At 66.7% G+C, this 14,077-nt stretch carries 15 protein-coding genes; 4 read left to right on the forward strand and 11 right to left on the reverse strand.

Going from position 1 to position 14,077, the window contains the following annotated elements; all coding sequences use genetic code 11:
* The 7 genes from AC3DE2_RS08045 to ffh all read right to left on the reverse strand — a co-directional run bounded on the left by AC3DE2_RS08045 (position 1) and on the right by ffh (position 4,985).
* Positions 1 to 282, reverse strand: coding sequence for a hypothetical protein (locus AC3DE2_RS08045; RefSeq protein WP_488425741.1), 282 nt, complete (start codon positions 280 to 282; stop codon positions 1 to 3).
* Positions 283 to 399: 117 nt separating this feature from the next.
* Positions 400 to 804, reverse strand: a complete 405-nt coding sequence (gene rplS / locus AC3DE2_RS08050) for a 50S ribosomal protein L19 (RefSeq protein ID WP_141453468.1) — start codon at positions 802 to 804, stop codon at positions 400 to 402.
* A gap of 145 nt (positions 805 to 949) precedes the next feature.
* Positions 950 to 1,708, reverse strand: coding sequence for a tRNA (guanosine(37)-N1)-methyltransferase TrmD (gene trmD / locus AC3DE2_RS08055; protein WP_488425742.1), 759 nt, complete (start codon positions 1,706 to 1,708; stop codon positions 950 to 952).
* Between the two features lie 73 nt (positions 1,709 to 1,781).
* A complete protein-coding gene (gene rimM, locus AC3DE2_RS08060) occupies positions 1,782 to 2,309 on the reverse strand; it encodes a ribosome maturation factor RimM (RefSeq protein WP_488425744.1) in 528 nt (175 codons plus the stop codon).
* A 40-nt stretch (positions 2,310 to 2,349) separates the two neighbouring features.
* On the reverse strand, positions 2,350 to 2,601 hold the full coding sequence (gene rpsP, locus AC3DE2_RS08065) for a 30S ribosomal protein S16 (RefSeq protein ID WP_141453473.1): 252 nt from the start codon (positions 2,599 to 2,601) through the stop codon (positions 2,350 to 2,352).
* A gap of 87 nt (positions 2,602 to 2,688) precedes the next feature.
* Positions 2,689 to 3,492 (reverse strand): aminotransferase class IV family protein, encoded by an 804-nt coding sequence (locus tag AC3DE2_RS08070; protein ID WP_488425745.1) that lies wholly within the window; start codon positions 3,490 to 3,492, stop codon positions 2,689 to 2,691.
* 122 nt (positions 3,493 to 3,614) lie between these two features.
* Positions 3,615 to 4,985: a signal recognition particle protein gene (ffh, locus tag AC3DE2_RS08075; protein ID WP_295379315.1), complete on the reverse strand. Its 1,371-nt coding sequence runs from the start codon at positions 4,983 to 4,985 to the stop codon at positions 3,615 to 3,617.
* Between the two features lie 124 nt (positions 4,986 to 5,109).
* Here ffh and AC3DE2_RS08080 point away from each other — a divergent pair, with 124 nt between their 5' ends.
* Both AC3DE2_RS08080 and AC3DE2_RS08085 read left to right on the forward strand, forming a co-directional pair.
* A complete protein-coding gene (locus AC3DE2_RS08080; RefSeq protein ID WP_488425746.1) occupies positions 5,110 to 5,901 on the forward strand; it encodes a cytochrome C assembly family protein in 792 nt (263 codons plus the stop codon).
* A gap of 143 nt (positions 5,902 to 6,044) precedes the next feature.
* Positions 6,045 to 7,358 (forward strand): S41 family peptidase, encoded by a 1,314-nt coding sequence (locus tag AC3DE2_RS08085; RefSeq protein ID WP_295379312.1) that lies wholly within the window; start codon positions 6,045 to 6,047, stop codon positions 7,356 to 7,358.
* Here the strand turns inward: AC3DE2_RS08085 and radA are convergent.
* Positions 7,294 to 8,670: a DNA repair protein RadA gene (gene radA, locus AC3DE2_RS08090; protein WP_295379310.1), complete on the reverse strand. Its 1,377-nt coding sequence runs from the start codon at positions 8,668 to 8,670 to the stop codon at positions 7,294 to 7,296. The two genes, AC3DE2_RS08085 and radA, sit on opposite strands and share 65 nt — an antisense overlap.
* A gap of 362 nt (positions 8,671 to 9,032) precedes the next feature.
* Between radA and AC3DE2_RS08095 the strand changes: the two genes are divergently transcribed.
* A complete protein-coding gene (locus tag AC3DE2_RS08095; protein ID WP_295379308.1) occupies positions 9,033 to 9,890 on the forward strand; it encodes an AraC family transcriptional regulator in 858 nt (285 codons plus the stop codon).
* Between the two features lie 48 nt (positions 9,891 to 9,938).
* Here AC3DE2_RS08095 and AC3DE2_RS08100 read toward each other — a convergent pair whose 3' ends face one another.
* Entirely contained in the window at positions 9,939 to 11,840 is a 1,902-nt protein-coding gene (locus tag AC3DE2_RS08100; RefSeq protein ID WP_295379306.1) for a M61 family metallopeptidase, read from the reverse strand.
* A 169-nt stretch (positions 11,841 to 12,009) separates the two neighbouring features.
* On the opposite strand from AC3DE2_RS08100, the gene AC3DE2_RS08105 reads away from it, so the two are divergent.
* Positions 12,010 to 12,333, forward strand: a complete 324-nt coding sequence (locus AC3DE2_RS08105; protein ID WP_295379303.1) for a hypothetical protein — start codon at positions 12,010 to 12,012, stop codon at positions 12,331 to 12,333.
* Positions 12,334 to 12,551: 218 nt separating this feature from the next.
* On the opposite strand, the gene AC3DE2_RS08110 is transcribed toward AC3DE2_RS08105, so the two are convergent.
* Both AC3DE2_RS08110 and AC3DE2_RS08115 read right to left on the reverse strand, forming a co-directional pair.
* Positions 12,552 to 12,776, reverse strand: a complete 225-nt coding sequence (locus tag AC3DE2_RS08110) for a hypothetical protein (RefSeq protein ID WP_295379301.1) — start codon at positions 12,774 to 12,776, stop codon at positions 12,552 to 12,554.
* Positions 12,777 to 13,248: 472 nt separating this feature from the next.
* Entirely contained in the window at positions 13,249 to 14,028 is a 780-nt protein-coding gene (locus AC3DE2_RS08115; RefSeq protein ID WP_488425747.1) for an IS1595 family transposase, read from the reverse strand.
* Positions 14,029 to 14,077: the final 49 nt, after the last annotated feature.

The raw sequence follows: 14,077 nt of genomic DNA on the forward strand, positions 1-14,077 counted from the left end.
TCAGGGTTTGCGTGGCAACGGATGGCTCAGGGGAATGGTGACGCTGTGCTGGCCGGCCTGCTGGCAGGCCCTTGATGCGTGGTAGTCGCGCGCGGCCTGGCGCTGCTCGGCGGTGGCGTTGTCGGGCAAGGGGTGCTGTGCCGCCGCGCGAAGCTCGTCCGCGCACCAAGGGAACGGCAGATCCGACCGGGTATCCAGGGTCATCGCGTCGCCGCCGGCGCAACCGGCCAGCACGCCCGCCAACACCACCGCACTCCATCGTCCACCATGAATGGCACGCATCGTCACGCTCTGCCGCACCGAGGATGAAGTCACAGTCTGCATCGATGCCGCCCCCGGCGCCACAAACGCAAACGGCCACCCGGAGGTGGCCGTTCAGCGATGGCGCCTGCGAGCGGATTACTCGGCGGCAGCAGCCAGGCGCGCCTTCTTGGCGGCGGCGTTGGCGGCCAGGTCTTCCTTGATGCGGGCGGCCTTGCCTTCCAGATCACGCAGGTAGTACAGCTTGCCCGAACGGACCTTGCCGCGGCGCTTCACTTCGACCGAGTCGATGGAGGCGCTGTGGGTCTGGAACACGCGCTCGACGCCGTAGCCGTGCGAAATCTTGCGCACGGTGAAAGCGGAGTTCAGGCCTGCGTTCTTCTTGGCGATGACCACGCCTTCGTACGCCTGCACGCGCTCGCGGTTGCCTTCCTTCACCTTCACGTTCACGACGACGGTGTCGCCGGGACCGAAAGCGGGCAGCTCACGCTGGATCTGGGCGGCTTCGAATTCCGCGATGATGGACTTGTTGAGACTGCTCATGGTGGCACCGTTCTGTATGCGTGGGTGTGTCGTTCGACAGCAATGACTGATGCAGTCGCCGGATTGCGCTGCACGATATTGTTATGGGGTTCCGGCCGGTCTGGCGCTGGAAGCCCGCCATCTTACTGATTTTTATTGGCCCTGGCTAGCTTTCGCCCTGCCCGCCCCGGGCCGCCTGGAAAGCGGCCAGCAGGGCCCGGTCGGCCTTGGACAGGGTTGACTCGTCCAGCAGGTCCGGCCGGCGCAGCCAGGTCCGGCCCAGCGACTGCTGGCGGCGCCAGCGGGCGATGGCGGCATGGTTGCCCGAACGCAGCACGTCCGGCACGTCGCCCAGTTCCGGATGCTGGGCCGGATGGGTGTAATGCGGGCAGTCCAGCAGGCCGTCGTTCTCGAAGCTGTCCTGAACGGCCGATTCAGCATCCCCGAGAGCCCCGTCCTGCAGCCGGGCCACCGCGTCCACGACCACCGCCGCCGCCAGTTCGCCCCCGGACAGCACGTAGTCGCCGATGGAGATTTCCTCGTCCACCTCGGCCTCCAGCAGACGCTCGTCCACCCCTTCGTAGCGGCCGCACAGCAGAATCAGGCGCGGCCGCGCGGCCAGTTCACGGACCTTGCGCTGGGTCAGCGGTTGTCCCTGCGGACTCAGATAGATGACCGGGGCCGGCGCGGAATCGGCGGCGCGCGCCGCCGCCAGGCAGGCGCGCAGCGGCTCGATCATCATCACCATGCCCGGTCCGCCACCGAACGGACGGTCGTCCACCCGCCGGTAACCGCCTTCGGCGTAGTCGCGCGGGTTCCAGCCCTGCAGGGCCAGCAACCCGCGTTCCTGCGCGCGCCCCACCACGCCCACCGCCGCGGCCTGGGCGATGAACTCGGGAAACAGGGTCAGGACATCGATGCGCATCGCAGAGAGCCGGGAATGAGGAAACGTGAATCGGGAGCCGAGTATTGCCCAGGCCCGACGGCGGCTCCAGCGATCAGAACTCGGGATCCCAATCCACCGTGATGCGCTGGGCATCGAAATCGACCGAGTGGATGACGTCGGGTTCGATGAAGGGAATCAGGCGCTCCCGGTCGCCCCGCACCACCAGCACGTCGTTGGAGCCGGTGGAAAACAGGTGCGAAACGGTACCGAAATCCACGCCGTCCACGTTGAGGACCCGCAGGCCTTCCAGGTCCACCCAGTAGAACTCGCCGGGTTGCGGCGGCGGCAGCGCATCGCGGGGAATCAGGATTTCGATGCCGCGCATCGCATCGGCCGCGTCGCGATCGGCGATGCCCGGTACGTCGGCGATCAGGTGCTTGCCGGACGCCTTGCCGCGCACACCCGACAGCTCGCGCTCGGCGCCCGAACCCTCGCGGAGGATCCAGGGCTGGTAGCGGAAGATGGCGTCGCGCGGCTCGGTCCAGGATTCCAGCTTGACCTGTCCACGCACGCCAAAAGCGCCCGCGAAACGGCCCAGCAGGATGGTCTTGCGGGGCCGCGGCGAGCGCTCGTTATCCATGCGTCAGCGTGGCCGGGCCGTGAGGCGCGGCCCAGGCGGATCAGGCCGAAGCCTTGGTGGCTTCCTTGTACAGGTTGCGGACCTTTTCGGTCAGCTGCGCACCGTGGCCCACCCAGTGGTCCACACGGGCGACGTCCAGCTCGATGCGCTTCTCGTTGCCGGAGGCGACCGGGTTGTAATAGCCCACGCGCTCGATGTTGCGGCCATCACGGGCGCTGCGCGAGTCGGTGACGATGATGTGGTAGAAGGGGCGCTTCTTGGCGCCGCCACGGGTAAGGCGGATCTTGACCATTGCTTGATTTCCAGTGTTGCCCAGTCGCCAGGATGGCGAGGTAAGCCGGCTATTCTAAGCCATTGAACGGCGGAAGGAAACCGCCCCTCAGGCGGGGATTTCCCAGGGCCGGCTGGCCAGGGCTGTCCTCAGCCGCGCCATGAGGGCCAGATCCTGCACATAAACGACCCCATCAATGCCCAGGATGGCCTGCAGGCCGCTGGCGTTGGCGGCGAAGGCGGCCTGGAAGCTGCCTGCCTCGGCCAGATGGACCGGGCGGACCCGCTGGGGAACGCCCTGCTCCGACAGTGCGGCCTGAAGCAACTGCTCGCAGGTGCCACGCAGCGCCGGAGCCTCGGGCCAGACCACGGTCTCGCCGTCCCAGAAGCCCAGGTTCCAGATGGAGCCTTCGCTGACGACTCCGTCCGGCCCGACGAACAGGGCGTCGTCATATCCCTCCCGCAGCGCCTGCCGCCGATAGTGGAACAGCGGAAAGGTGCCGACGTGCTTCAGGTGCGGCTGCGATCGCTGGAAGGGATACGACTTCACCCGCAGCGCGGGTTTGTCGCCGTCCGCCGCCGGCCCCAGCGTGATCAGCACGTCCGGCGTCACCGGCCGCAACGGCTGGCGGTAGTCGAAATCGCGGGCGAACACGGTGAAGCGCAGCGAGGCGTCGGCGGGTCCGGCCCGCAGCGCGGCCAGGATCTCGCCGACGATGCGTTCCCGTGCCAGTTCGGCGCCGAACAGTTCGCGGTTGGCGCGTTGCAGGCGCGCGACATGGAAATCCAAGCCCTGCACCGCCCGGCTCCGCACCTGCATGGCGGTGAAGTGGCCATAATTCACCACCGCCAGCGCGCGCAGCGCGTCGGCATCGGCGTCGGCGGGTCGTCCGTTGAGCAGGGCGATGGACATGGTTCCATCTCAACCGTTGTTGTCGAACACCGCTGCGGGAGCGGCTTCAGCCACGAAATCCCGGCGGTTCCACCGCCATCGAGCCGCGACTGACGTCGCTCCCGCAGGAGGAGGCATCAGGTTCAGCGGAACGGCAAGCCGCCGCGCGCGCCCATCATGCCCTTCATGCCGCGCATCAGGCCCTTCATGCCACCGCCGGCCATCTTGCCCATCATCTTTTCCATCTGCTGGTACTGCTTCATCAGCTTGTTGACGTCGGCCGGCGTGGTGCCGGAACCGCGGGCGATGCGCGCGCGGCGCGAGCCGTTGAGCAGCGCCGGGTTGCGGCGCTCCTTCTTGGTCATCGAGCCGATGATGGCGATCATCCGCGGCACTTCCTTGTTCTGGCTGACCTGCTGCTTCACGTGGTCGGGGATCTGGCCCATGCCCGGCAGCTTGTCGAGCAGGCCACTGATGCCGCCCATGTTCTGCATCTGTTCCAGTTGATCGCGCATGTCGTTGAGGTCGAACTTCTTGCCCTTGGCGACCTTGGCGGCAAGCTTCTCGGCCTTCTCGCGATCGACGTTCTGCTCGACCTGCTCGACCAGCGACAGCACGTCGCCCATGTCGAGGATTCGGTTGGCCACACGCTCGGGATGGAACACGTCCAGGCCGTCGGGCTTCTCTCCCACGCCGATGAACTTGATCGGCTTGCCGGTGATGTAGCGCACCGACAGCGCCGCGCCGCCGCGCGCATCACCATCGGTCTTGGTCAGCACCACGCCGGTCAACGGCAGCGCCTCGCTGAACGCCTTGGCGGTGTTGGCGGCGTCCTGGCCGGTCATCGCATCGACCACGAACAGCGTCTCCACCGGCTTGACCGCCGCGTGCAGGGCCTTGATCTCGGTCATCATCGCTTCGTCGATCGCCAGCCGGCCAGCGGTGTCGACCAGCAGCACGTCGACGAACGACTTGCGCGCATCGTCGATGGCGGCGCGGACGATGGCTTCCGGCTTCTGCCCGGCGTCGGACGGGAAGAACAGCACGTCCACCTGTTCGGCCAGGGTCTTGAGCTGTTCGATCGCGGCCGGACGGTAGACGTCGGCGCTGACCACCATGACCTTCTTCTTGCGGCGTTCCTTGAGGTGCTTGGCGAGCTTGCCGACCGTGGTGGTCTTGCCCGCGCCCTGCAGGCCGGCCATCAGGATGACCGCCGGCGCCGGCACGTTGAGGTTCAGGTCGGTCGCCTGCGAACCCATCACCGCGGTCAGTTCGTCGCGGACGATCTTGATCAGCGCCTGGCCCGGGGTCAGCGACTTGAGCACTTCCTGGCCCACCGCGCGCACCTTGATGCGCTCGATCAGCGCCTGTACCACCGGCAGCGCGACGTCGGCTTCCAGCAGGGCGATGCGGACCTCGCGGGTGGCCTCGCGGATGTTCTCCTCGCTCAGGCGGCCACGGCCGCGCAGCCGCTCGATGGTGCCGGAAAGACGCTGGGTGAGGGACTCGAACATGGGAAGCGGGAACCTGGGGAAAACGGAGGCGGATTATAGCCCGGCGGGGCGATCGCTCCCGGGTGCGGGCGTTGCCCGCGCCGTCGCGCTGTTCCCGGTTCCGGCCCTATGCGACACTTCGCCGATGACAATCGTTCTCATCGCCATCCTCGGCTACCTGGCCGCCACCGCGCTGCTGGTCCGCGCCGCCGCGCAATCGGCGCTGGAGGCACGGCGAGGCTGGCTGTGGCCTGCGCTGGCCGCCGTGGTCCTGCATGGCGGCTACCACCTGCTGGTGGCCTGGCGCACGGTAGGCGGACCGGACATGCATTTCTACTCGGCGCTGTCGCTGGTCAGCCTGGGCATGGCGGCGCTGACCGCGCTGGCCGGCGCACGCGGCCGGATGGCGGCGCTGGGCGTGGTCGCCTTCCCGCTGGCGGCGGTGCTGCTGCTGGCCTACCACCAGCACGGCCACCTGCCCAGCACGGGGCTGGACTGGCGCTTGCAGCTGCATGCCTGGCTGGCCCTGCTGGCCTACGCCACCCTGGCCATCGCCGCGCTGCTGGCGGTGATGCTGTGGGCCCAGGAGCGTGCGTTGCGGCGGCGCCAGTTCCACGTCTGGCTGCGCGCGTTGCCGCCGCTGACCGAACTGGAAGACCTGCTGTTCCGCACGATCGCGGTCGGCTTCGCCCTGCTCACCGCCACCCTGCTGACCGGCGTGCTGTTCGTCGAAAACCTGCTTGCCCAGCACCTGGTCCACAAGACCGTGCTGAGCGTGCTGTCCTGGCTGGCCTTCGGCGCGCTGCTGATCGGCCGCTGGCGCTACGGCTGGCGCGGCAGCAAGGCGGCGGGTTGGACCCTGTTCGCCATGGCCCTGCTGCTGCTGGCGTTCTTCGGCAGCAAGTTCGTGCTGGAACTGGTGCTGCGCCGCGCCTGAGCGCGCGGCGGCGCCGCCGCCGCGATTTTCATCCCCGCCACGGCCGGGTTCATCGCCCGCCGCCGGCTTCCATCGGATCCGCCCGCCTGTCGGCATCCGCCCTCGCTATGGTCGCGTCTTCCGCCGTCAAGGAATGAGCGCGCATGCCCGCTTCGAATCCCGTCTCCCGCCCTCCCCGCCGCTGGCGCTGGCTGAAGCGGCTGTGCCTGGCCGTCATCGCATTCGTCCTGGCCGCAATCGCCTGGGACGTGGCCAGCTACGACGCGCGTCCCTGGCTGGCCGACTACCAGCGCCTCAAGCACGACATGGCGCAGGGTTATGCAAACCTGGACTGGATCGCCGCGCACCGGCAACTCGACCTGGCCGCGCTGGATCGCGAAACCACCATCGCGCTGAACCGCGCGCACTCGCGGGTGCGCGCCTTCCTGGCGCTGCGCGACTTCGTCCAGCGCTTCGGCGATCCGCACTTGCGGCTGGAACCGGCGCAACGTCCCGCGCCCTCACCGCTCGCCTCCTCGGCCGACGCCGCGACCGAACCCGCGACCGAACCCGTGGATCCGGCGGCCGGCGCGGATTGCGAAGCCGCCGGCTACGAGGAAGACGATCACAGCTTCACCCTGCCCTTCGCCCGGTTGCCGGACTGGCGCGCATTGCCGGGGGCGCATTTCCCCGCAGGTCGTTTTGGCGACATCGGCATCCTGCGCATCGCCCAATTCGGCGAACAGCGTTACCTCGCCGCCTGCCGGCAGGTGTTCCAGGCAGGCATCGGCCAGCGCGCGCTGCAATTGCGCGTGCGCGCCCATCTGCAGACGGAGCTGGCACGCACGCTCGAAGCATTGCGGGCCAATGGGGCGCGCCGATTGCTGGTGGACGTGACCGGCAACGGCGGCGGTAGTGAATGGGTCTCCGAAGTCATCGCCCTGGTCGCTCCAGGCGACCTGGTGCGTGCGGCGCCCCGAACGGTCGCGCCGGCCTGTGACCGCGCCCGGATCTGGTACGGCGAATCCGTCTGCCCGGTGCTGGCCCCGGTCGGCGAGCGTGAACACCTGTCCGGACGCGGCGCGTGGCGCGGCCGCCTGTTGATCCTCGCCGACCGAGGCACCGCATCGGCATCGGAGGATTTCGTCGTATGGCTGCAACAGAACCGGGTCGCCACCGTCCTCGGCGAACGCACGCTCGGTGCGGGCTGCGGCTATGTCGACGGCGGTGGCCGCACCGCGTTGCGCGTGGCCCCGTTCGACGTGGTGATGCCCAACTGCGCGCGTTTCCTTGCCAACGGCGTCAACGAAATCGAAGGCATCGCCCCCGACGTTCCGGTCGCGCTGCATGAAGAGGATGGATTGCAGCGCCTGACCACCGCGCTCGCGCAACCCGCGCTGCGCGCCACGCCGGTTACTCCGCCGCCGCCTCCAGTGCCTGCGACAACCGCTCCACCGCGATCACTTCCAGCCCCTTGAACGTGCCGGACTTGGGCGCGTTGCCCTTGGGCACGATGGCGCGCTTGAAGCCGTGCGTGGCCGCTTCGCGCAGGCGCTCCTCGCCATTCGGCACCGGGCGGATCTCGCCGGACAGGCCGACCTCGCCGAAGGCCACGGTCTTGTCCGCCAGCGGCCGATCCCGCAGCGACGACAGCACCGCCAGCAGCACCGGCAGATCCGCCGCGGTTTCCTGCACGCGGATGCCACCGACGACATTGACGAACACATCCTGATCGCCCACCACGATGCCGCCGTGGCGATGCAGCACCGCCAGCAGCATCGCCAGCCGGTTCTGCTCCAGGCCGACGGCGACGCGGCGCGGATTGGACAGCGGCGAGGCATCCACCAGCGCCTGCACCTCCACCATCAGCGGACGGGTGCCTTCGCGGGTGACCAGCACGCAGCTGCCCGGCTGCTGGGAACTGCCGCCGGACAGGAAAATCGCCGACGGGTTGGAGACTTCCTTCAGCCCCTTCTCGCCCATCGCGAACACGCCCAGTTCATTGACCGCGCCGAAGCGGTTCTTGAATGCGCGCAGCAGGCGGAAGCGGCTGCCGCTTTCGCCCTCGAAATACAGCACCGCGTCGACCATGTGTTCCAGCACGCGCGGACCGGCGATGCCGCCTTCCTTGGTGACGTGGCCGACCAGGAATACGGCGGTGCCGGTTTCCTTGGCATAGCGCACCAGTCGCGCCGCGCTCTCGCGCACCTGGCTGACCGAACCGGGCGCGGCGGTCAGCGACTCGGTCCACAGCGTCTGCACCGAGTCGGCGACGATCAGCCGCGGCCGCGCGGTGGAAGCATGCTGGAGGATGTTCTCGATGCCGGTCTCGGCCAGCGCCTGCAGGTTGTCCAGCGGCAGATCCAGCCGCACCGCGCGTCCGGCCACCTGCGCCAATGATTCCTCACCAGTGACGTACAGCGCCGGAAAGCTTGCCGACATCTTCGCCAGCGCCTGCAACAACAGCGTGGACTTGCCGATGCCCGGGTCGCCGCCGACCAGCACCACCGCGCCTTCCACCAGACCGCCGCCCAGCACGCGATCGAACTCGCCGATGCCGGTGCTCACCCGCGCTTCCTCGCTGTGGCGGACGTCCTTGAGCGCGGTGATCTTCGGCGCGTCGGCCTTGCCCGCCCAGCCGCTGCGGCGGGTCGCCGGCGGACCGCTGGCGGCCTCCAGCGCGATCTGGGTCAGCGTGTTCCAGGCGTTGCATTCGCCGCACTGCCCCTGCCATTTGTTGAACTCCGCGCCGCACTCGCCGCAGACATACGCGGTCCTGGCCTTTGCCATTGTCTCGCCTTGCCGAACTGAAGGCGCTCAGGATACCGGAGCGGGATCGCAGGGATGGAGATGCGGTTGACGCCGGGACATTCCGCGCAAATCCCCCGTTGCCCGCTGCGCGGCCGCCCGCCCCCTTTTGACCCGCTATTCGGCCGTCGGGAGGCCCTGCAAAGGGGGCTAAAAAGCAACCGTTCGAGCCCGAAGCATTCGTACTTCAGCCAAGAATAAAGGTGTGCAGGCTTTTGCTTTTTGCCTCCCTCCTTAAAAAAGGGGGATTGAGGGGGATTTGCTCCACCACCCGCCACAATGCGCAACCCGGGTCAACGCCATCCCGGCAGGCTGTCCCCGCGTCCCCAGGAACCACCCACCGCATGAAACGCCCCACCACCCGCCGCAGCTACGCCGCCCGTATCGAGAAGGTGGTCACCCACCTGGTCGGTCACCTCGACCAGCCGCTCACCCTCGAACACCTGGCGGCCATCGGCCACTTCTCGCCCTACCACTTCCACCGCATCTACCGCGGCGCGATGGGCGAGACCGTGGCGGACACCCTGCGCCGCATGCGCCTGCATCGGGCCGCGGTCGAGTTGCTGCACGGGACCCGCCCGCTGTCCGCCATCGCCAGTCGCTGCGGCTACGGCAGCGCGGCGGCCTTCAACCGGGCGTTCGCACAGGCCTACGGGGTTCCTCCGGGCGCATTCCGCCAGCGCGGCATGGAAGCGACGCTTCCACCACGCACCGACCTGTCAGAACCCGAGGATTTCCCCATGTACGACGTCAGCATCCAGACCTTCCCCGACATCACCGTCGCCGCCCTCCCTCACCAGGGTCACTATCACGACATCGGCGAGAGCTTCGAGAAACTCGCCGCCTGGGCGGCCGGCCAGGGCGTGCCACCGCAGGCGCGCTCGTTCGGCCTGTATTACGACGACCCCGAGAGCGTCTCCCCCGAGGCGCTGCGTTCGGACGCCTGCGTGGAGATCGCCTCCGCCGGCATCGTGCAGGCGCCACTGCGCCCGCTGACCATCGCCGGCGGCCGCTATGCGGTGCTGGTGCATGTCGGGCCATACGCGGAACTGGATCGTCCCTATCGCTGGCTGTTCGGCGAATGGCTGCCGGCGAGCGGCGAGGAAGCCGCCGACGCGCCGGTGATGGAGGAATACCTCAACGATCCGCGCAGCGCGCCGCCCAGCGAATGGCGCACGGCGATCTGCCTGCCACTGCGCTGAGCGGAACCGGATGGCGCGGCGGCGACGCCGCCGCCGCGCCTCGGTGCATCAACGCGCCTTGTACAGATCGGCCAGTCGATCCGGCTTGCCGGCGATGCGCTCCAGGTGCGGATACTGCAGGCCATCGTAATAAGCGATGCGCACGGTCTCGATGCGATCGAAACGCTTGACCACCAGTTCAATCGGCGACTTGCTGTCCTTGGCCGCGGTCACCGCGTCCTTCAACGCCTCGCTGCTGTATTCGCGCCCGTTCACGCCCAGCAGGGTCATGCCCGGCGCCAGCCCGGCGTTGAACGCCGGACCATCCCAGCGCACGTCACCCAGCACGCCAGCGCTGTTGACCGACAGGCCCAGCGAATAGGTCAGGTTGGCGTCCTTGCGCTCGCTTTCCATCGCCTTGAACGCATCGCTGGGTTTGTCGGTGTAGACCAGCTTCCAGCCCGCCGCTTCCAGTCCGCCAATCAGCGGCCCGTGCCCATCCACGCGCGAACGCAGGAAGGCGGCCCAATCGAACGGCGCGATGCCGTTGAGCGTGGCGACGATGTCGTCGAAGGTGTACGGATTGACCTCCCACACCCCGTTGTCCATGCCGAAGAACGCCTTGGCGAAATCATCCAGGGAACGCTTGTCGCGACTGAGCTCACGCAGCTTGCCATCCACCTCCAGCCAGATCATCTGTCCGCCGGAGTAGTAATCCTCGCTCATCTGGTAGTTGCGGAACGGCAGCGAGCGGCGTGCTGCGATGGTCGGATCGTTGGTGGTGTCCTGGATGTTGCGCCAGGCCAGGCCGGGCCGACCACGGTCATACACGCCGGCCACCTGCGCCAGTGAATCGCGCGCCTGTTCCTGGGTCCACAGACCCGAGCGTGCCGCCAGCACGTGGCCCCAGAACTGGGTCTGGCCCTCGTACAGCCACAGCAGGCTGTCGCCCATCGGCACGTTGAAGCTCGGCGTGGCCAGATCCGCGCCGCGGCGATATTTGCCGTTCCAGGAATGGTTGAACTCGTGCGGCAGGAGGTCCCGGCCGCGCCAGGACTTGTCCCAGTCGGTGAAGTAATCGCGGTCACCGCTGTTTTCGCTGGAACGATGGTGCTCCAGGCCGATGCCGCCCAGCTTGTCGGTCAGGGCGAGCAGGAACTCGTAGTGATCGAAATGGCGCGCGCCATAGAGCTTGCTGGCCTGGGTGACCAGCGCCTGGTGCGCCTTGATGTGCTCGGGCTTGGCTTCCAGATCCTTGGCTTCGTCGGCGAACACGTTCAAGTGCACCGGTTGCTTCGCGCCCGGATCCAGATCGATGCGCTTGTAGTGCTTGCCCGCGAACATCGGCGAGTCCACCAGATCGTCATAGCGGATCGGCTTGAAGCAGACCGTGTCGCCATTGCGGGTGTCGGTAGTCAGCGCGGTCGCGTAAGACCAGCCCTGCGGCAGCTTCACGCAGGCCTGCGCCTGCACGTTGCGGCTGTAATAACCCGCCGGATACAGCGAAGTGGAATCCCATTGCAGGTTGAGCATGTCCGGGGTCATCACTACCCGTCCCTGCGAGCCACCCTGCGAGGACAGGAACTGGAACTCGGCGGTCACTTCGCTCGCGCCAGCCGGCACTTCCACGTGGAAGGCGTACACATTGAATTGATCCCGCACCCACGGCAGTCGCTGGCCGTTGGCGGTGATCACCAAGCCCGCCATCTTCTCGATCGGACCGGCCGGCGAGTGCTTGCCCGGCAACCACTGCGGATACAGCAGGGTCAGCCGCCCCGCCTGCGCCGGAATGGTCTCGCGCACGCGGAAGATGCGGCGATTGAGATCGGTGGCATCCACCTCGATGCGCAATTGTCCATTGAACGGAACATCCTTCGGTGCGGGCACTTCATCGGCCCGCGCGGTGGACGGGGCCAGTCCGGCCAACGGCATCAACAGGGACAGCGAGACAGCAAGGGCAAGCGGCTTCATCGGGGATTCCACGAAACGGTAACCGCCCGATGCTACGGGTTGGGTCCGGGCGGGTCCGTAGGCCATTGGTCATGGTGGGACGACTTGCCGGATGGGGTTCCTGCGGTTTTCCCAACTCTGGCGGCGGACTACCATGCCAGGACAAACGACCCGTCACCAAGGAGTTCCCATGGCAGAGTGGATCTGCAAATCCTGCAAAACGACCAACGAAGCGGATTTCGATATCTGCTGGCAATGCGGCACCGGTCGGGACGGGAGGCCACCCGATCCCGCTTTCAGCCGTAATCAGGAGACCGTCCGGGTGCCTCCACGACAATTGGAATGCCTGCGTTGCCAGTCCCCCATGGCGCACGCCGGTACCAAGCGCTTCCACGAAGGTTCGCGTCTGGCGCCTTTCCTGCTGGCAGAACTCGGCGAACTGCTGGTCAATCGCGAAAGCTTCGACCTCTACACCTGCACCGGCTGCGGCAAGGTCGAGTTCTTCCTCACCTAAGGACGACCCTGGCCTTCCGCGCTGACGAGAAGAACCCGTCGCGGTCGCATGCCCACGACCAGCTTTCCCTTTCAGCACGCCCCCGATAGCCGAGTGGCGGTTCTACGAGGCAGCCGAAGCACACAGACCAACGAAACCCGGCACACAGCCCCCTTTGAAAAAGGGGGCGGGCGCCTGCACCGCAGGCGAAGGGGATTTGCGCGGCCAAGCGCATCAGCTCAATGCCGGTCCGCAGGCACATAGACCAAACCATCGAGAATCCCGCTCACCTCGTCGGCCATCCGGCCGAACTGCGAGGTCAGCACCACATCCGGAATCTTCAGAAGCGCCGCCGCCTCGTGGAACTGCTCGGATCCGGACAACTCCCGGAACGTATCGCGCAACTGCACGAGCTGCGCGTGGGTTTCTTCGCTGATGATGTAAGCACTATGGGATTGGGACATATCGCCTCCTGTGGTGTGGACCGCTCCTGGCCGGCGCACGACGGGTGCGCCGGGATGTCGGGAGGTCGAAAAACCGCACACACAGAACGGCGGACCTGTTCCCCGCAAGCGGGTCTTGTATTCGGTCCACTCCCGACGCGGAAAGCATCGACCCAGGCTCAGCAGAGCGAGGAAAAGCCCCGCAAAGAAAGAAGATGAGCCTGGCTGTGTGTGAGGAGTTTCGACACTCCTTGTCAGCGATTCTTGCGAAGACGGCGGCGCCAGTTCAACTAACATTGGAGGTTCGAACGCAACAGGACAACGCAGGCAAACTCTGGCAGCCATGCCCTCCCGGCCGAACCGCTCAATCGACTTTCCGGGGCAGGCCACGACTCAGCAACGAAGCAAAATCATGCAGGCGAAGCCGGGCATTCCTGTTCCTGGAAAGTGACGGCGACGCTCCCGCTGCCGGCCCGGAAAAACAAGGTAATTCCTAAGCTTTCCGGACCAGAATGGGCCGTAGTTCCTGGATTGAAGTGGTCTTCAAAAGCCTGAAAAGCAAGGGTTTAAGGTCCCGCTCGCGATGGTTGAAGCGGTAGCAAACTTCGGCCAGGTACAGATGGAAGTATTGGGAGGGCACGCCCCGGTAGGGATACAACCAGTTCTTGGCATAGCTCCAGAAGCCCTCGATGCCGTTGATGTGGTCACGTCCGACCGGTCGCCCCTTCTCCTTGCGGATCATCACATGCTCGCCCCGCAAGCGTAAGGTGGCATAGGCTTGCCACTCGTCCGTGTAGTACAGCGAGCCTTCCCGACTGTGCGCATCGATCTGTTGCATGACCGAAGCCTGGTCATGAGCGGCGATCGGCATCGCCTTGACCTGGCCGTTGCGCTTGATCAGTCCGAAGACGATCACCTTGCCAGCAGAACCCCAGCCGCGTTTGCCCTTCCTGGCGCCGCCAAACGTGGTTTCGTCCAGTTCCAGTGCACCCTCGAATGGTTCCCGCAGTTGCTCGGCCATTGCGCAGCACGCGCGCGCCAGGCGGTAGAACCGCTCACGTGTGGCGGCCGTGGTATCACTGCGGAAACGTTGCCGATAGGACGGCACCCCGAGGACGAACAACTCCAGCAGGCGCTGTTTGCTGGCGCCCGGCAAGCGCACCGAATCCCACACTGACGTCCACGTGAAGCGCTTGCCGCAGGCGCGGCACTTGAGTCGTCCATCCGACAGGCTGTAGTGCCGGCTACCAGCGCAAGCAGGACATTGCTTCATGACCAAATCCTCTCAGATTTGGTCCGGTTTGCTTGGGAATTACCAAAAA

The organism is Pseudoxanthomonas sp. 68-E7 (genome assembly GCF_057773145.1).